General features: G+C 37.5%; 17 protein-coding genes, 4 tRNA genes and 1 riboswitch. Of the genes, 5 read left to right on the forward strand and 16 right to left on the reverse strand.

Annotated features, from left to right (window positions below; all coding sequences use genetic code 11):
- Positions 1-34: 34 nt before the first annotated feature.
- Positions 35-2,608, reverse strand: coding sequence for a TonB-dependent hemoglobin/transferrin/lactoferrin family receptor (locus A6A20_RS01680; protein ID WP_279571850.1), 2,574 nt, complete (start codon positions 2,606-2,608; stop codon positions 35-37).
- Between the two features lie 11 nt (positions 2,609-2,619).
- Positions 2,620-4,326 (reverse strand): transferrin-binding protein-like solute binding protein, encoded by a 1,707-nt coding sequence (locus tag A6A20_RS01685; RefSeq protein WP_279571851.1) that lies wholly within the window; start codon positions 4,324-4,326, stop codon positions 2,620-2,622.
- Between the two features lie 288 nt (positions 4,327-4,614).
- Between A6A20_RS01685 and ybfE the strand changes: the two genes are divergently transcribed.
- From ybfE to fur, 3 genes are all read left to right on the forward strand, one after another.
- A complete protein-coding gene (gene ybfE / locus A6A20_RS01690; protein ID WP_279571852.1) occupies positions 4,615-4,902 on the forward strand; it encodes a LexA regulated protein in 288 nt (95 codons plus the stop codon).
- Between the two features lies 1 nt (position 4,903).
- Complete coding sequence (gene fldA / locus A6A20_RS01695) at positions 4,904-5,431, forward strand: flavodoxin FldA (protein WP_279571853.1); 528 nt, start codon at positions 4,904-4,906, stop codon at positions 5,429-5,431.
- Between the two features lie 82 nt (positions 5,432-5,513).
- The gene (gene fur / locus A6A20_RS01700) at positions 5,514-5,942 is read left to right on the forward strand and encodes a ferric iron uptake transcriptional regulator (RefSeq protein WP_132691341.1); all 429 of its coding nucleotides are present in this window, start codon (positions 5,514-5,516) and stop codon (positions 5,940-5,942) included.
- A 44-nt stretch (positions 5,943-5,986) separates the two neighbouring features.
- Here fur and thiQ read toward each other — a convergent pair whose 3' ends face one another.
- The 5 genes from thiQ to ubiG (A6A20_RS01725) form a co-directional block, all read right to left on the reverse strand.
- Positions 5,987-6,619: a thiamine ABC transporter ATP-binding protein gene (gene thiQ, locus A6A20_RS01705; protein WP_279571854.1), complete on the reverse strand. Its 633-nt coding sequence runs from the start codon at positions 6,617-6,619 to the stop codon at positions 5,987-5,989.
- The gene (gene thiP, locus A6A20_RS01710) at positions 6,612-8,234 is read right to left on the reverse strand and encodes a thiamine/thiamine pyrophosphate ABC transporter permease ThiP (protein WP_279571855.1); all 1,623 of its coding nucleotides are present in this window, start codon (positions 8,232-8,234) and stop codon (positions 6,612-6,614) included. Before thiP ends, thiQ begins: the two co-directional genes overlap by 8 nt.
- Positions 8,234-9,238, reverse strand: coding sequence for a thiamine ABC transporter substrate binding subunit (gene thiB, locus A6A20_RS01715; RefSeq protein ID WP_279571856.1), 1,005 nt, complete (start codon positions 9,236-9,238; stop codon positions 8,234-8,236). The genes thiP and thiB overlap by 1 nt, the downstream gene beginning before the upstream one ends.
- A 57-nt stretch (positions 9,239-9,295) precedes the next feature.
- Positions 9,296-9,389, reverse strand: a riboswitch (TPP riboswitch).
- 83 nt (positions 9,390-9,472) lie between these two features.
- Entirely contained in the window at positions 9,473-10,177 is a 705-nt protein-coding gene (gene ubiG / locus A6A20_RS01720) for a bifunctional 2-polyprenyl-6-hydroxyphenol methylase/3-demethylubiquinol 3-O-methyltransferase UbiG (protein WP_279571857.1), read from the reverse strand.
- Positions 10,178-10,282: 105 nt separating this feature from the next.
- Positions 10,283-10,969, reverse strand: coding sequence for a bifunctional 2-polyprenyl-6-hydroxyphenol methylase/3-demethylubiquinol 3-O-methyltransferase UbiG (ubiG, locus tag A6A20_RS01725; RefSeq protein WP_279571858.1), 687 nt, complete (start codon positions 10,967-10,969; stop codon positions 10,283-10,285).
- 129 nt (positions 10,970-11,098) lie between these two features.
- Between ubiG (A6A20_RS01725) and gyrA the strand changes: the two genes are divergently transcribed.
- Entirely contained in the window at positions 11,099-13,747 is a 2,649-nt protein-coding gene (gyrA, locus tag A6A20_RS01730) for a DNA topoisomerase (ATP-hydrolyzing) subunit A (protein WP_279571859.1), read from the forward strand.
- 223 nt (positions 13,748-13,970) lie between these two features.
- Entirely contained in the window at positions 13,971-14,426 is a 456-nt protein-coding gene (matP, locus tag A6A20_RS01735) for a macrodomain Ter protein MatP (protein ID WP_279571860.1), read from the forward strand.
- A gap of 65 nt (positions 14,427-14,491) precedes the next feature.
- Here matP and A6A20_RS01740 read toward each other — a convergent pair whose 3' ends face one another.
- From A6A20_RS01740 to A6A20_RS01780, 9 genes are all read right to left on the reverse strand, one after another.
- Complete coding sequence (locus tag A6A20_RS01740; protein ID WP_279571861.1) at positions 14,492-14,974, reverse strand: phosphatidylglycerophosphatase A family protein; 483 nt, start codon at positions 14,972-14,974, stop codon at positions 14,492-14,494.
- 9 nt (positions 14,975-14,983) lie between these two features.
- On the reverse strand, positions 14,984-15,973 hold the full coding sequence (gene thiL / locus A6A20_RS01745; protein ID WP_279571862.1) for a thiamine-phosphate kinase: 990 nt from the start codon (positions 15,971-15,973) through the stop codon (positions 14,984-14,986).
- 17 nt (positions 15,974-15,990) lie between these two features.
- Positions 15,991-16,425: a transcription antitermination factor NusB gene (gene nusB, locus A6A20_RS01750; RefSeq protein ID WP_279573718.1), complete on the reverse strand. Its 435-nt coding sequence runs from the start codon at positions 16,423-16,425 to the stop codon at positions 15,991-15,993.
- Between the two features lies 1 nt (position 16,426).
- Positions 16,427-16,900: a 6,7-dimethyl-8-ribityllumazine synthase gene (gene ribH, locus A6A20_RS01755; protein WP_279571863.1), complete on the reverse strand. Its 474-nt coding sequence runs from the start codon at positions 16,898-16,900 to the stop codon at positions 16,427-16,429.
- 292 nt (positions 16,901-17,192) lie between these two features.
- Positions 17,193-17,267, reverse strand: a tRNA-Gln gene (locus A6A20_RS01760).
- Between the two features lie 38 nt (positions 17,268-17,305).
- A tRNA-Gln gene (locus A6A20_RS01765) sits at positions 17,306-17,380 on the reverse strand.
- 28 nt (positions 17,381-17,408) lie between these two features.
- Positions 17,409-17,493 (reverse strand) — tRNA-Leu (locus A6A20_RS01770).
- A 2-nt stretch (positions 17,494-17,495) separates the two neighbouring features.
- Positions 17,496-17,572: transfer RNA gene (locus tag A6A20_RS01775), tRNA-Met, on the reverse strand.
- 200 nt (positions 17,573-17,772) lie between these two features.
- On the reverse strand, positions 17,773-18,570 hold the full coding sequence (locus A6A20_RS01780) for a glycosyltransferase family 32 protein (RefSeq protein ID WP_279571864.1): 798 nt from the start codon (positions 18,568-18,570) through the stop codon (positions 17,773-17,775).
- Between the last annotated feature and the right edge of the window lie 38 nt (positions 18,571-18,608).

An 18,608-nucleotide genomic window follows, 5' to 3' on the forward strand; every position in this document is an offset into this window, starting at 1 on the left:
AAACACTTATCTCTATTCTAATAAATTAATAAAATTAAAATTTCATTTCTAAATTAAGTAAGAAATTTCGCCCCGGTGCAGCTAAAGCAGAATAATTTTCAGTTGTTTGACGAGCCTCCGAACCAAATGCCGTTTGTCTCGCCGCTTCCCAAGTAACATAACGATAATTAAATACATTATACACCCCCCCCCTTAAAGTAATATAAGGCGAAAAATGATAATATCCTGTCAAATCTGTGGTAAGCCAACTTTTGGTTTTAATATTCGCTACTCTAGCCCCTTGTGAAGTTAAAGTGTTTTGTCTAGAAGTAGAGATTAACTCATCTAAATTCTTCGCTTTAGAATAGGTATTCATTAAACTCATACCCCATTTTTCACTCGGTGCATGATATTCCACACCATAAACCAATTTTAAGGGTTGAATTGCATCAAAGGAATAACTGGAAACGATACCAAAATCATCAGAAATTGGTTTTTGTTTTTTAATCTTGGTTACCCCCACATTGGCTCTAAATTCTAATCCCGCAGGTAATTTACTCCACAAGGAATTCGCATCTACATAAGATTTAATATCAAAACCATGAGTAGTGAAATTATACAAATTGAAATAAATATCCGAAGTCGCATAACCTGGTAAACTACGATCATCATGATATTTTACCGCTCGTCCTATTACATCACGATATTCGGTAATAAAATAACTTGCCGAGACTTTCATAAATGATCCAATTAACTCAATACCCACCTCTTGGTTAAAGGATTTTTCTGCTTTTAAACTCCCTTGCGTATCCTGTTGTGGATTAAAACGCTCATTGTTAAAACCCGGTCCAATAAGTTCAATAATACTTGGTGTTCTAAACCCCGTACTCGCACGATAAGTAAATTCAATTGGCTCAATAGGACGATAAGCTAGCCCAATATCCCAAGAAAATTCGCCATATTTTGCTTTTTCAAAAGTTAGACCATACTTTCTACTTTCTTCGGTCGGATTCGCTCTAAAGGTTTGTCGATCATAACGTAATGCCAAGCTAGTATTAAACTTGTCATTAAAATGAATACGATCACTCAATGAAATAAAAATATTTTGCCCTTTCATTTTCCCTGTGGAATGCGGTCCATCTAAATAATAGTTTTCAGAATAACGGCGATTTTCCTCAACCGTTCTTTCGGTATTTTTTTGTCTTAACCAATAGTTAGTTACCTCATAATCAGATTTTATTACGCCTGTTTTTAATTGTAACTGATGCTGACTTCCCACAATTTCTATATTTTTAACAAGGTTGACATCAAACTTAATATCTTTTTCCTTTAACTCACTAAAGTGCTTATCCCCTAATTGTCCACGAATATAATTTGCATCATTTGGAAAACAATTTTTATCTACACTAGGCCAATAGGAACAACTTAGCGTTAATGCCGTACTTTGCAATTTTAAATCTCGCCGATCTAAACGCAAAATAGCCTGATCAATAATAAAATCTTGTTGTTCATTATGATACTTATATTCTAAGCCTACACGTTTATTTTTATGTTTATCAAAATAAAAACGTGTTGGAGTAAATTGATACTGGCTAATTGTCCCAATAGACGGAAAAAGCGGTTCATAACTCTGAACATTTGCATTAGAACCTGCATAATAATTAGGTAAAAACATTTCTCGCAAATCATATTTTTGAATGGTATTTTCAACCACCGCACCTAAATAGTGTTGATTCGAGAAATGATAGCCAAATTTAGATAAGAAAGATTCGCTATGGTAATCCAACGGATTAGGAATTCTACGCTGAGGACCACTCACATCTTCTGCATCAAAATAAGTATCCACCGTACGCTGAGTCGTTAAATTATCGTCAACTGCATAATGGGAAATAATATAACCATCATTATAAAGATCATCATGGGCTCTGACTTCATGTCCTTGTCGCTTGGTATATTGTACAAACCCCTCAAAGCCATTATGACGCCCAGCTAATGCCCCAGAATAAAGCGTTCTACGATCTTTTGTAGTATGACCGATCTTAAAACGTCCAGCGACTTGACGTTCATCGTCACTAAAGAAATCTTGGGTATCTTTAGTCGTCATACTTACCGCACCACCAAGTGCCCCATTGCCCGATTCAGCAGAAGCTGATCCTTTACGTAAATCCACCTCTTTCAAGTTTTCATATTCAATTTCATTAATGGAAGAACTTGTTTGTTGTACCCTATGATAACCCGAAGTTGGACTATCTTTTTTCAAAATAGGGGCTGAACCAAAGCCGTCAACATCAATAGCTACTCGTTCACGTTCCACACCACGCATTGAAAACCCTCTTGATGTGCCTCGTCCACCAGCTTCATTCACACCTACATCAGGATCATAACGAGTTAAATCTCGAATATTTTCCACTTGATCACGTTGTAAACTTTCCTTTGTCTTTTTTATTGCCCCTAAACCAGTTACATCATATTTCTTAGGATTAGCATGATATTCTTGCACGTGAATCGTATCTAATTCTAAAATTTCATCATCTAATGCCGTCTCTGTATCAGCAATAGCATATCCCATATAGCTAATAACAAAGAAAGATACTGCTGTTAATTTAAAAGTGCGGTTATTTTTTTGCATGTTTTTGTCCCTTAATTTTCAACCTGTTTTCCACCAAATACGCCACCAACATTGTTATCCTCACTGAGGAAATGTCCGCCTAACTCATTCGCTGAAGGGCCATAAAACATACCTTGTACCGCAGCCTGACCAGTAATCGCTTGATCGTTACCTAATCCCTCCTTAGAACTATCAATTTGCCAATTTATGCTCGCTGTGCCAGAAAAATGATTATTTTGAATATTGGCATCAAATTTAACCGCTGGATTTTCAGAAGAAACTAATTGGTCTTTCGTATATAAATTACCTGCTAGCTTTTTATTTTCCCAATCTGCCACAAAACGTGCATCAAATTTATTGGCGGTTACATTACCCACACCTGTACCACTACCATACCAATAACCGGCATATTCCGCTGTTCCTGTTGTTGGAATTTGATAATTAGGGGTAGGTTTGCCCTGCACAAAATAACCACCTGATGTTTCATCATTAATTTGTTGGCTATATAAACCATATTGAGCAAATTGCATTTCATTACAACAACTGCCCTCTTGTGTATTCAAATCAATTACAGTACCGTCAACCACTAATTGATGAATATCGCCATTAAAATCAACTTTCTTCATCTCCTGTAATTTTTCTTGTTCAAAACTCAAGATCCCTGCTGAATATAATTCGCTAATATCCCTATTATCCCTTTTGGCATTAAAAACACCTGCCCAAGAGTTATCTTCAGCTAGTGCGCGTCCAGCAAGTTCTTCAGCTTGATTACCATAAAATGAACCAAAAACCACCGCATCAGAATCACTCTTACCGTTGAGAAATTGCCCTAGATTATTTTCTTTATCGCTATAACTTCCCTTAGCAGTACCATAAAAACTATTACCTTTAATATTGGCGGTAACATCATAATCAATCTTCACACCTGAATTGGATTTGAGCTTCCCTGATAAAGTTTTTTGGCTAAAATCAACAATAAAGGTTACTTTATCTTCTTCTGTTAATCCCTCACCTGTTCCCCCATAAGGATTTAAATCATCACTACCATTTAATTGATGTGCAAACAACCAATGTCCTTCATAGGTAAAGGTGCCATTATCAGGAATATTATCAACAGGGGTCTTATCAAAGCCTTTATAAAAAATGGAGGTTATATAGTAAGGATCTTGCTGTATTAAACTGGCATTTTGAAATTGATTATCTTTAATTCTAACTAAACCTAACAAAGTATTATCATTACTAAATAACTTAATAATGACATTAAAATCAGATTCATCATAATAATAAACTGCTCTGCCACCTTCAAACTTAGCTGAAGAAGATAAATAATTCCATTTATCCCCCTCAAAAGACAACGGAATTTCACGCTCTTCTATCACATATTGTTTCGTTCCATTTACTTCTTGTACAGTTGCAAAACGTATTTTTAAACTGGCTTTATTCTCACTTTTTTCTTCATACTCAGTTGCAGGGTTAAGAGTATGAATTTTGCCAAAAAGATCGGAATATTCTATCAATAAATTTCTAGGAATAGGGGCATTTATGCTATATCCCACTTCAGGATTATCTTCCTGAACAGTAATAACTGGCGTTTTATAAACCGTTTTATTCTCAACTTCTTCCGTTGTCGTATAAGTTGCCTCAGGCACAACCTCTGGTTCAGTGCTGCCACCACCGAAAGCACAACCTACCATTAACATTGAGCAACAATAAGACAAATAACATTTTTTAAATTTCATAAAACCTCGCAAATTTCAGTAATAATAATTATTATCAATAACAGCTTGCGAAGATTACTTTATTTAAAGTAAATTTACAAGAAATAATTAATCATTGTAAAAAATAATAATTAATGAATAGATTGACCTTTATTTATTAACAAAAATTTATCATTTAAACTGAGCTTTCCCCATTTTCATCTTATCCAATATTTCATTTCAACAAAATTTATGCTATAGTTCGCCCCATTCTCAATGGGGCTTATCATTCTCATTTTGAGCCTTATAGTACATTCAATGGTTTAAGCGATGGCAAAACAAGATGCAGATTGTATCACTTTGGATCTCTTCGCTAATGTACCGAAAGTTGGACGGCCGAAAACGAATCCGTTGCCTCGTGAGCAACAGTTGCGAATTAATAAACGCAATCAGCTAAGACGAGATAAATCAAGCGGATTAAGACGAATTGAGTTAAAACTGCATACCAATATGGTACAGGATTTAGAACAATTAGCCGCCATACTTGATGTTAGTCGGGCAGAACTAATTGAAACAATTTTACAAGATTATTTGAAAAGTCAAAAAGCAAGGAATTAATATGGCTATTGTTGGTTTATTTTACGGTAGTGATACAGGTAATACAGAAAATATTGCCAAAATGATTCAAAAACAGCTTGGTAGCGAATTAGTAGATATTCGTGATATTGCCAAAAGCAGTAAAGAAGATATTGAAGCCTATGATTTTATTATGATTGGTATCCCTACTTGGTATTATGGTGAGGCACAATGCGATTGGGACGATTTTTTCCCAACGTTAGAACAAATTGATTTCACTGATAAATTAGTGGCTATTTTTGGCTGTGGCGATCAAGAAGATTATGCCGAATATTTCTGTGATGCCATGGGAACAGTGCGTAACATTATTGAACCTCATGGGGCAATTATTGTGGGGCATTGGCCGACTGAAGGCTATAATTTTGAGGTTTCCCAAGCCTTAGTGGACGATAATACTTTTGTTGGTCTATGCATTGATGAAGATCGTCAACCAGAATTAACCGCTGAACGTGTACAAACTTGGGTTAAACAAGTTTATGATGAAATGTGTTTAGCTGAGTTAGCAAATTAGGTTATTTTTTAACATCAAGAGTTGAAATTGAGAACTATTACCCTTAATATAAGTAGGGTCAAAGCAAAATAAAGAGGTTGCCATGTCTGAAGAAAATATTAAATTACTGAAAAAAGCGGGGCTAAAAATCACTGAGCCACGTTTAACGATTTTGGCATTAATGCAAAAAAATAAAATTCAGCATTTTTCTGCTGAAGATATTTACAAAATGCTACTAGAACAAGGCGAAGAAATTGGTTTAGCAACGGTTTATCGTGTATTAAACCAATTTGATGAAGCGAAAATCTTAATTCGTCATAATTTTGAGGGCAATAAATCCGTTTTTGAATTAGCCCCAAGCGAACATCACGATCATATTATTTGTGTGGATTGTGGTAAGGTCTTTGAATTTAATGACGATATTATTGAGAAACGTCAACGTGAAATCAGTAAAGAACACGGTATTCAATTAGAAACCCACAGTTTATATTTATACGGAAAATGTAACGATATTGAGAAATGTGATAAGTAGATAACAGTAAATCCCCTCGCTGAGGGGATTTTGCTTTATAGGCATTAATTCATTATTCTTCCCTGCTCAATACGTATTATCCGATCTATTTTGCCTGTGAGTTCATTGGGTTGATGGGTAACAATCAACATTGTTAATGCTTTTTCTTGGCATAATTTGTCTAATAAGTCTGCCATTTCTGTGCGTAGCAACGGATCTAGCGCAGAAAAAGGTTCATCAAGTAATAAAATCGGCTTATCGCGTAATAAGCAACGTGCTAAGGCGACTCGTTGTTTTTGTCCGCCTGATAATTGGCTAGGTAAACGTGTGGCAAAGGGGGTTAATCCCACTGCGTCTAAGGCTTGTGCCACTTGTTGCTGTTCCGTTTTATTCAGTCTTAAATGAGGTTGTACTCCTAAAGCAATATTTTGCCAAACGGTTAAATGATTAAACACATTATTTTCTTGAAATAACATAGATACAGGGCGTAAGTGCGGTGCAATTTGGTTACAATTTTTTCCTGCCAAACAAATTTCTCCCTTTTCTACCATTTCAAATCCTGCGATAAGATTTAATAAGGTACTTTTGCCTGCCCCACTTGAGCCAATAATGGCGACTCGTTGCCCTGCGGGAATATGCAAATCAAAATACATGGGCATAGTTTGATAATGAAATTCTACCTGAGTTAATTTAATCATTGTTATCACTCGCTGTTTTGCTATTACGCTCAATTAAAGCAAAAATGGCTAAACAAAATACTAATAAGATCATTGCCGTTACGGCGGCTTCATCGCCACGATAGCTGCCTAATTGTTGATAAAGTAAATAAGGTAATGAAGTAAAATGCTGATTACCAAATAAAGCGATAGCGGTAAAATCCCCTAAGGACAATGCCATAGCCAAAGCGAAAGCATATTTGATTGGTTGAGCTAAGGTGTTCCATTCAATTAAGCGTAAACGTTGCCAGCCACTGATGCCTAAAGACTGGCATAATTTTTCGTAATAGTGCATATTTTGGTTCATTGGGGCGGATAAAATACGGATAACAAAGGGCATGGCGGTTAAACCATTACATAACACCACAATAAAAAATAAATAGATTTCATCAAAACGAAGATGTTGTAGCCAAATAAATAATCCGATTGCCAATAATAAGGTGGGTATGGATAAAATTAACATACCAAAATTAAGCAAAAAGTTTGCCGTTGTTCGCCAATAAAGCCATAGTAAACGGCGTGATAATAACAATAATCCAGTGGCTAATAAGAGGGCAAAACAGGCGGAACTTAATGCCATTGCTAACGAATAGCCTATGGCTCGCCATAATTGAGACGATTGCCAAATAGACCACAATGCTTTGGAACTTAATGCGGTGATAAATAAATTTAAGAGGGGAAATAAAATAAAAAGGCAAACACTGATAATCAAAAAAATTTGCCAAAATCGCACCGCACTTTTTTGTTTTGCCCGCCAAATGCTAGTTTGTTGCAAAGGGTTGTTGGTTGGTTTGCCAAGCCAACTGGTTAAGGCAAATAACATAAAGCAAAAGAGAAATTGCAATAAGGCATAAAAAGAAGCTCTTGCTAAATCAAAATCAAACACAATCGCTTGATAAATTGCCACTTCTAAGGTGGTATATTGTGGTCCGCCACCTAAGGTAAGTACAATGGTAAAGCTGGTAAAACACAGCATAAAAATCAGGCTGAGGGCAGGCAAAATTTGCGAACGTAAATATGCCCATTCCACCAAGCGGATAAATTGCCAACCTCGTAGATTTAATTGTGCCGCAAGCTGATGTTGTTGACTTGGGATAGCTTGAAAACAAGGCAAAAATAAACGGCAAGCAAAGGGGATATTAAAAAAGAGGTGAGTTAATAAAATCCCTGTTAAACCATAAATATTGGGTTGCCAAGCTATGCCCATAGAGCTGAGAAATTGTGCCAGCCAACCTTTTGTGCCATACACGCCTAAAACCCCAAAAATCACCACTAATGAGGGCAAAACAAAGGTTAGGGAAAACAATTTAAGTAGCCATTTTTTTCCTATAACGTCTTGATAAAACAAGGCTCTGGCTAAGAGTAAGCCCCCAATTACCGCTAAAACTGCCGATAATAAGGCTTGTGCAAAGCTAAAAAACAGGACGTGGCGTAAATAAGGATCCCATAAAGAAAGCCAAGCCTTAGGGCTTTCTAAGCGAAAAATGGCTTGCAGTGCGTTACTATATACCAAGATCAAAAGCAATAAAACCGCAATTCCGCCCAAATAATGCCTTGGGCGAAATTGCGGATTGTGAATAAAGGTGAGCAGTTTCATTATTTAATTAATGCCGTTTGCCACACATTGATCCATTGTTTGATTTGCTCGGCACTCACTGCACTGCTATCAAGGGTTTTGGTATTTAATTGTTTGGCTTTAAGCTGATCAAAAAGAGGATCAACCTGTGCGTCTGTCACAGATAACATAACATTTTTACGGCTAATCTCTTGCTGTGCCTCAGGGCTTAATAAAAAGCCTAAAAAATGCTCGGCACAAAGGTTATCTTTGCCCTTAACCGTTTTGGCTGCCATTTCAATTTGTAATAATACGGGATCGCTAAATTCTGTGGCAACATATTGATCTTTATTTTCTTGCAATAAATGATAAATCGGCGAAGTATTATGACTCATCACTAAATCCGCCTCGCCTTTTAGAAATGCCCCATAGGTTTCTGTCCAACCTTTTCCTACAGTAACCGTATGGCTCGCTAATTGTTGCCAACGTTGTGGAATTTGTTCCTCAGGATAAAGCAAGTTTAACCACACCAATAAGCCACGTCCAATACTACTGGTACGTGGATCTTGATAAATCACGTTGAGATCTTGTCGCTCAATTAATTCCGCTAAACTTTGCGGTGGGTTAGTCAATTTGGTTTTGTCATAAATAAAGGCATATTGTCCAAAATCATAGGGTAAAAAAGTGTGATTTTGCCAAGTAATCGGCAAGGATAATTGATTAAGAGCCACTTGATTTGGCACAAATAAGCCTGATTTTTCCGCAGGCTCTAGCTGAAAATTATCCAAGCCAATCACAATATCCGCTTGGGTATTTTTGCCCTCTAAACGCACCCGATTTAATAAGGTGGTACGGCTATCAAAAGGCACAATATTGGCTTGGCATTGTGGGTATTTTTGTTCAAATTGGGCTTTAACAACAGGTGCTGGTCCCCAATCTGCAGAAAAAAATTCTTCGGCGTAAATGGTAACTGGAGTTGTTTTTGCCAAGAGATTTGGTGAAACCGCTAATGCGGTAGAAAACAACAAGGTCTTTAATTTTTTCATAAGATAATCCTTTAAATTGAGATTAAAGGAATTTAAGTGCGGTCAAAAATAGAAAAATTTTTTAACTTTCTCAAATCCCTACGCAGATATTAATCAGTTCAGGTTCTATGGGTATTTCTCAGCTAAACTTTTAGCACCCCATTGAGAACGAAAATAAGTGTATGATTAGTGGCAGTAAAATGCAATGATTTTGTTAGCCGAACATCAATATAAAATCTTACTTTTCCTTAGAGATTATTCCTGACCAAACACCGCCATATAATTTGCACTGACATTGTGATTTAAACAAAATTTTTCACTTAAGGGGTTATAATGATACCCTACCATTTTCTGACAACGTAAATGCACTTGATCAGTATAAGCAAGCAATTCTGCTGGCTTAATAAATTTCTCGTATTGATGTGTGCCTTTAGGCAACATTTTCAATATATATTCCGCTCCAATAATCACCAATGCCCACGCTTTAAGGGTGCGATTAATGGTGGAAATAAAAAGTTTGCCATGGGGTTTTAATAATTGTTGGCAATGAGCAATAATTGCTGCAGGATCGGGGACGTGTTCTAACATTTCCATACAAGTAATCACATCAAATTTGTTTTGATATGCAACTTGGCTGGCTAACTCTTCAATGGCAATTTGTTGATAATCTATATTGAGTTGTTGACTTTGTGCATGTTGTTTAGCTACGGCTAAAGGGGCGGTAGAAAGATCGATGCCTGTAACACTTGCTCCTTGTTTTGCCATACTTTCTGCTAAAATACCGCCACCACAGCCTACATCAAGCACTAATTTATCCTGTAACCCGCCACTTTGTTGCAAAATAAAATCTAACCGATAAGGATTGAGTAAATGAATAGGCTTAAAATCACCATTCGGATCCCACCAGCTATCCGCCATTTTTTCAAATTTATCAAGCTCTTGTTGATCAACATTTTGCATAATAATCCTTGTTATAGTTGTTTGCCCTGCAAAAATTTTTTAAATTTACACCGCACTTTTATGTACTGGATAATATAGAGGTTTTAATTTAAACGAGTAGAACCGCTATAAATCTTGAGCCATAAACGTAGCTACATAATTGACTTGGCAATGTGAAATAAAATACGCCTTTTCTGTACAAGGATTATAGCGATAACCTTGCAAATCTGCCAATGTAAATCCCATATTCTTGGCGAATTTAATTAAAGTCGTTGGTTTAATAAATTGTGCATAATGATGTGTGCCTTGGGGTAATAGCTTTAACATTTTTTCCGCTAGCAAAATCATCACTATCCACGCCATTACACTGCGGTTAATGGTGGTAATAATCAGTTTACCATTGGGTTTCAATAAACGTTGGCAATGATGCAGTAAAGATTCAGGTTTGTGAATATGTTGTAAAACGTCTAAACACAAAATACAATCAAAACGTTTATCTGGCGAATATTGTGCAATATCAATGCAATGATAATCAATTTGTAAGCCTTGTTGGCGAGCTTGTTGCTTGGCAATGTGTAATAAGGGGCAAGCAATATCAATGCCCGTTACCTTTGCCCCTTGTTGTGCTAAAGCCTGCGTCAAAATGCCACCACCACAACCTAAATCAAGGATTTGCTTATCTACAATGCCTTGATTTTGTTGCATAATATAGGCTAAACGCCAAGGAGTTAGCCGATGTAGGGGCTTAGATATACCATTGGGATCCCACCAATGCTGCGCCTGTTGGGCGAACTTATCCGATGTATTTACCATTTTCTTCTCAAGAAGTTACTCACTTACATAAATCTCACAAATTACTTGGAAAAATTAGGGTAATAATACAATTTATGGTACAATCTCGCCAATTTTTATTGATAAATTTTATAGCTTAGGAAATTCTCAATGAGCGATTTAGCCCAAGATATTACCCCTGTTAGCGTTGAGGAAGAATTAAAATCCTCTTATCTTGATTATGCCATGTCTGTGATTGTTGGTCGTGCATTACCCGATGTGCGTGATGGTTTAAAACCTGTTCATCGTCGCGTATTATTTGCTATGCACGAGGGTGGCAATGCCTATAATAAACCTTATCGTAAATCCGCCCGTATCGTGGGGGACGTCATCGGTAAATACCACCCACATGGCGATAGTGCAGTGTATGATACTATTGTGCGTATGGCTCAACCTTTCTCACTACGCTATATGTTAGTTGACGGGCAAGGTAATTTCGGTTCAGTGGACGGCGATTCCCCAGCAGCAATGCGTTATACCGAAGCGAGAATGACCAAAATTGCTCACGAGTTATTAGCGGATTTAGACAAAGAAACTGTTGATTTTGTACCGAACTATGACGGCTCAGAAATGATCCCAGAGGTGTTGCCAACTAAAGTCCCTGCCTTATTAATCAATGGTTCATCAGGGATTGCCGTAGGTATGGCAACCAATATTCCGCCCCATAATTTAGGCGAAGTGCTAGATGGTTGTTTAGCGTATATTGATAACAATCACATTAGTATTGATGAATTAATGCAATATATCCCGGGCCCAGACTTTCCTACCGCGGCATTAATCAACGGTCGAAAAGGCATTGAAGAAGCCTATAAAACAGGTCGTGGTAAAATTTATGTGCGTGCCAAAGCCCATATTGAAACCGATGAAAAAGGGCGTGAAACCATTATCGTTAATGAAATCCCTTATCAGGTCAATAAAGCGAAATTAATTGAAAAAATTTCTGACTTAGTAAAAGAGAAAAAAGTCGAGGGAATTAGTGCATTGCGTGATGAATCCGATAAAGAAGGTATGCGGATTGTGATTGAAGTAAAACGTGATGCCGTTGGGGAAGTGTTACTTAACCAACTTTACGCCCTGACTCAATTACAAATCACCTTTGGGATTAATATTGTTGCCCTTGACCATGGGCAGCCAAAAGTGCTTAACCTCAAACAATTAATTGAAGCCTTTGTGTTGCACCGCCGCGAAGTAGTAACACGCCGTACTGTGTTTGAATTACGCAAAGCTCGTGAACGAGCACATATCTTAGAGGGGCTTGCCATTGCCTTAGCCAATGTTGATCCTATTATTGAGTTAATTCGTCAAGCACCTAATCCTGAAGCCGCGCGTCAAGCCTTATTAAGCCAAGGTTGGCAACTCGGTCATGTGGCACAAATGTTAGCCGCCACTGGGGTTGATGCCGCTCGCCCGGAAGAATTATCGGCGGAATATGGTATTCGTGATAACAAATATTATTTAACTGAAGTACAAGCTCAAGCAATTTTGGACTTACGCTTACAAAAACTTACTAACCTGGGTAAAGATGAAATTCTAGAAGAATATCAAAAATTGATCGATGTTATCGGCGAGTTGTTGCATATTTTACGCAGCCCAGAACGCTTAATGGAAGTTATTCGTGAAGAATTAGAGCAAATTCGTGAACAATTCAATGATCCACGCCGTACTGAAATTACCACTAGTTCGGGCGATATTGATTTAGAAGATTTAATCGCACGAGAAGATGTGGTGGTTACCCTTTCTCACCAAGGCTATGTGAAATATCAACCCTTAACGGACTATGAAGCTCAACGTCGCGGTGGTAAAGGAAAATCTGCCACTAAAATGAAAGAGGAAGACTTTATTGAGAAATTGTTGGTGGCTAATACCCACGACACGATTCTTTGTTTCTCAAGTCGTGGGCGTTTATATTGGTTGAAAGTCTATCAATTACCACAAGCAAGCCGAGGGGCAAGAGGTCGTCCAATCGTCAATATTTTACCTTTAGAACAGAATGAGCGTATTACCGCTATCTTGCCTGTTTCTGATTATGAAGAAGATAAATTTGTTGTTATGGCAACAGCAGGTGGTATCGTGAAGAAAACTGCCTTAACCGAATTTAGTCGCCCAAGAGCCAATGGCATTATTGCCTTGAACTTGCGTGATGAAGACGAGTTAATCGGGGTGGATATTACCGATGGTAACAATGAAATTATGTTATTCTCCGCACAAGGGCGTGTAGTACGCTTCTGTGAAAGTGCGGTGCGAGCAATGGGGCGTATTGCAACAGGGGTAAGAGGTATTAAACTTGCCTTAACCAATGACCTCAGTGATGATGAAAATAGTTCAGAAAGCGAGGACAATATTGAGGATAATAACAATGAAGATATTCTCGATCTCAATATTGATAAAGTGGTTTCTTTAGTTGTACCAAAAAATGATGGCGAAATCCTTACAGCAACCCAAAACGGTTATGGTAAACGTACAAAATTGGCTGAATACCCAACCAAATCGCGTAACACCAAAGGGGTTATTTCCATTAAAGTGAGTGAACGTAATGGTAAAGTGGTCGCCGCTACTCAAGTGGAAGAAAGCGATCAAATTATGTTAATCACTGATGCTGGTACTTTAGTCCGTACTCGTGTAAGTGAAGTGAGCATTGTCGGTCGTAATACTCAAGGGGTACGCTTAATCCGTACAGTGGATAACGAACAATTAGTCAGCCTAGAGCGTGTTGCTGAGGTTGATGAAGAAGACGACGTTACCATTGATGAAAATGAATAAAATCATTTATAACGTCTATAAAGTGCGGTGGTTTTTACCACCGTTTTTTATTTCTTTTTCTTATAGTTGTTTCAATTTAAAATAAGGCAAGGTATGCCTGCACCGTATTATTTTAAAGTGGAACGGCTATAAAAACACTAGCCAAAAAAACCCTGAACAGGTAACATAACAGAATATTATTGATGAAATACTTCTTCCTCTCGTTTACTCGCTAGGAATGCGCATGAAATATCAGAAACTTGAAAATCAAGAAGCCCATTGGAAATGGCTTTATTTAGTCAAAAAACAACGCAATGGAGAACCCATTACTGCTTATACTGAAAAAAGCCTTGAACAAGATATTGCACAACAATTAATTCAAGCACAAAATAATCCAGCACTTATTGAAAACTGGATTGATCAGCATCTTGCTCCGCATTTAGTGGTGAAACTGGATCAAGCTATTCGTGCTAAGCGAAAACGCTTTTTTAATGCCGAGAAACAAGCGACTAAGAAAAAATCCATTGATTTAGAATATGCTGTTTGGTTACGGCTTTCAAAATACTCTAAAAAAAATAAGATGACGTTATCCGAAACCATTAACTTTATGATTGACGAACAAGAAAGCAAAGCCCTATATGAATCGCAAATGTCAATGATGAAAGCAGGGCTTGCGGATTTACTTAATCGTCCTAAATAGTTTATGCTCGCCTTTTACCCGGCGATAGAATATTCGATTAAAAGAAAATTCCGCATAATATGCCATTATCCCAGTATTCGGTATAAAACAATCAATAAAATACTATAACCTGCTGCCAATACGTCATCGATCATTATGCCAAAACCATTATGTAATTTTTGATCAAAATAACGAATGGGATAAGGCTTGAGAATATCAAAGAAACGAAAGAGTAGAAAAGCAATAATGCACCACCCCCAAGTCAAACTTGGAATGGCAAGTAATACCAAAAAAATCCCTACAAATTCGTCCCAAACAATAGAACCATGATCATGTACGCCCATATCTTTAGCCGTTTTACCGCAAAAATAACAGCCCAACACAAAACTAAGCAGAGTAAATAATAAAAATCCTTGAGCTGATAAAACAGACAATAATCCCCCACCAATAAATAATCCAGCTAAACTTCCCCAAGTGCCGGGGGCAGGTGAAAGCAAACCAGAACCAAAACCTACGGCACAAAAATGAATGGGATTGGTCAAGTTAAGTCCTATTAATTTTTTTCTCATTATTCTCTCTTATTTAAAATGATCAAAACCTGTTGTTAAAACCAAATCTATCGGTTTTCCGTCTTTCACATAATGAATTGTTGGCTCGCCATGATGAATTTGCCCAATACAAGTTAAAGGCACACCAATATGATTTAGCAATTTAGTTAATTTTGCCCGATTATGGTCAGCTACGGTAAAACAAAGCTCATAATCTTCTCCCCCAGTGAGTGCATATTGTTGTGCTTTTTCTATTGCCACTTGATTTAACAAAGATGGCGATAAGGGTAAATTTGTCAATTCTACCTTGGCACAGCATTGACTACGCCGCAAAATATGCATTAAATCCCCTGCTAAGCCATCTGAAAGGTCAATAGCTGAACTGGCTAATTGTGATAATGCTAACTCTAATCCTAGCAAAACTCTTGGGGTTGGACGCAAATGACGTTGAATTAAAAATTCTTGCTCAAAATTGACCGCACTTTTTCCTTGCTGTTGGCATTGCTGTAATAATGCCAAACCTGCGGCACTATCGCCTAAACTGCCTGAAACATAAATCCAATCCCCTGCCTTTGCCCCATGTCGGCATAATGCTCGCCCCTTTGCTACTAAACCATGTGCTGTTATTGTCAGAGATAAAGGTCCTTTAGTGGTATCGCCGCCAATTAAATCAACATTATAATGATCTAACACTTGAAAAAAACTTTGACTAAATTGAGCTAACCATTGTTCATCTAATTTTGGCAAGGTTAATGCTAAAGAAACCCAAGCAGGCTCAGCCCCCATAGCAGCTAAATCACTGAGGTTTACCGCTAAGGCTTTATAAGCTAAATCTTGCGGTGCAATATCAGAAAAGAAATGAATATTCTCAACTAACGTATCGGTAGTAATCACTAAAGATTGATGAGCAGGAATGTTGGTAATGGCACAATCATCACCAACAGAAAGCAACACATCTTTACGCTGAGGATGTGTAGAGGCAGTAAAATAACGCTGAATAAGATCAAATTCCCCTGTCATTTACCTACCTCAACCTATTATTTGCGTGCTAATACGGGGGCAATTTTATCTAATACCGCATTAACATATTTATGGCTTTCCTCCGCCCCAAAGGATTTCGCCAACTCAATAGCCTCATTAATGACTACTTTATAAGGCACATCTAAGGCATATTTCAATTCATAAACCGCTAAACGTAAAATTGATTTTTCAATAGGATCTAATTCATCAAAATCACGCTTATCTAAATAAGGTTTAATTTGCTCATCAATAGGCTCAATAAACTGTACCGTTTGACGAAATAGCTGACGAAAATAAGGCTTATCAGTCCCTTTTAACACTTCATCATCGCTAAAAAAAGCTAACTCAATATCTTCCGCTGGATTTTGCGAAATTTGCCAAGAATATAAGGCTTGCAAAGCACATTCACGCGCCCTATGGCGTGGCGAAATTTTTTTCTGTTTTACATTCATATTATGCAGACTTAATTTGCTCAAGTAAGTTCACCACTTCTAAAGCAACTAATGCCGCTTCAGCCCCTTTATTACCGGCTTTTGTTCCTGCACGCTCAATGGCTTGTTCAATATTTTCAGTGGTCAATACACCAAATGCCACTGGAATATCCGCTTGCATGGCTACTTGCCCCAAACCACTGCTTGCCTCGCCTGCCACATATTCAAAATGTGCCGTACCGCCACGAATAACCGTACCAAGTGCCACAATGGCGTCATATTGCTTACTTTCAGCTAAACGCCGAGCAACCAACGGCAATTCATAAGCTCCTGGAACACGCACTAACGTAATATTTTCATCTTTTACTTGACCAATACGCTTTAATGCGTCAACCGCACCTTCTAATAAACTTTCATTAATAAAACTATTGAAACGTGCAATCACAATCGCAATGCGTGCATTCGGTGCAGCAACAGCCCCTTCTAATATTTTCATATTTTTTCCTAATCATCATAAGTTAAACAAAATTCGCAACGAATTCTAGCATAAAACAAAATGGATTTCATTGTTTGCGTATAGTCGTTTCCATTTAAAATAACCCCAAGCTCCCCCAACGCTGTTGTAGAAACAACTATACTTGCAACAAAATAAATGCCAAAATAGGCCGCACTTCTCTGTTCTCTATTTGAATAAGGTAAGAAAACAAAGGGATTTTACGGCGATCAAAGCGTAAAAATTTGTTTATTGTATTACTGAAATAAAGGACTAAGCTATATTGCTATTGTAATGGCTGGGGTACTAGGATTCGAACCTAGGAATGCCGAGATCAAAACCCGGTGCCTTACCGCTTGGCGATACCCCAATGGGAACTTTATTAAAAATAGATTGTTAATGATAGTATGGCTGGGGTACTAGGATTCGAACCTAGGAATGCCGAGATCAAAACCCGGTGCCTTACCGCTTGGCGATACCCCACCTACTACTAAGACTGCAAGCTGATGAATGGTGCGGAACGAGGGACTTGAACCCACACACCTTTCGGCGCCAGAACCTAAATCTGGTGCGTCTACCAATTTCGCCAGTTCCGCAATGGTGGCTATGACGGGATTCGAACCTGTGACCCCAACATTATGAGTGTTGTGCTCTAACCAACTGAGCTACATAGCCATTTTCTCTGTTGCGACACCTCATCGGCTTTGCGGGGCTAATTATGCTGATATTCCTACCTTTCGTCAACTGTTTTTTTATGGAAAATTCTTTTTTTTATCTATTAGACTAGAGAATAAACAATTCATGTTGATTTTATAGCTCACCGCTTTAAAACTATACAACAATCTTGATTTCTTTTTTATTTTCTCACCAAAAGATTATTCTAAATGATTATCCTTCAATAAGTCTTCATTTTTAGCATGTGTCCATTTGCCTTGTTTCTTATCCATATATTGAAAATATTCATTGGTAAATGTGCCTTGCACACAAGTGATTTTATCAAGACGTTGCTTTACGCTTTTTCCTTCTACAGCTTGATTTAGGGTTACGGGACCTGTAAGAAAAAATACGCCGCCCTCAACACGTTTACATTCTATATTATCAATAATAATATCCAAAGTTTGCTGCAAAATAGGGTTTCCCTTTGCACAAGCAAGAAAAAAATTGGTGTATAATCCTCGCCTTGTTATTAAGACTTCATTATCGTCAGCTCCAACAATTTTCGCTAATCGCCATACTAAATGTGCGTCCATATCAAGATAAACACCGCCTTGATGATATAGGGTAAAAACTCGCCAAAAATCCGCCTGAGCCGCCCCATCAGTGAGCTTGCAATATGCCTGATAAGTCCGTTCATCGGCATATTGTTTTAAATATTGTTGCCGTTGTTCTGTCCCCATATAACGATAATCGTAACTTAAACTTAATAAGCGATTTAATAAATAATTACAATATACAGGCAAAGTAACTTGATTCGTATAATTGGTTTGCCAAACAATTCGGCTAATTTTACTTGGGCGAGAAGTGGAAAATTTAGCGGGGCTAAACTCAGGAATGGAAAAGCGTTTTTTCGGAAAGAAAAAATGAAAAATATAGCCTAACATTTTAACGCTATGTCCCAGTAAACGTAACAACCCAGCCACGCTTAAAATAATATAATATTGTGTTTTTTGCATAAAATCTCCATCGTCTGTTATTATTTTTATTTTAATCT

Origin of the sequence: Volucribacter amazonae (assembly GCF_029783845.1) — a bacterium.
In the GTDB taxonomy this organism is placed as follows: Bacteria; Pseudomonadota; Gammaproteobacteria; order Enterobacterales; family Pasteurellaceae; genus Volucribacter; species Volucribacter amazonae.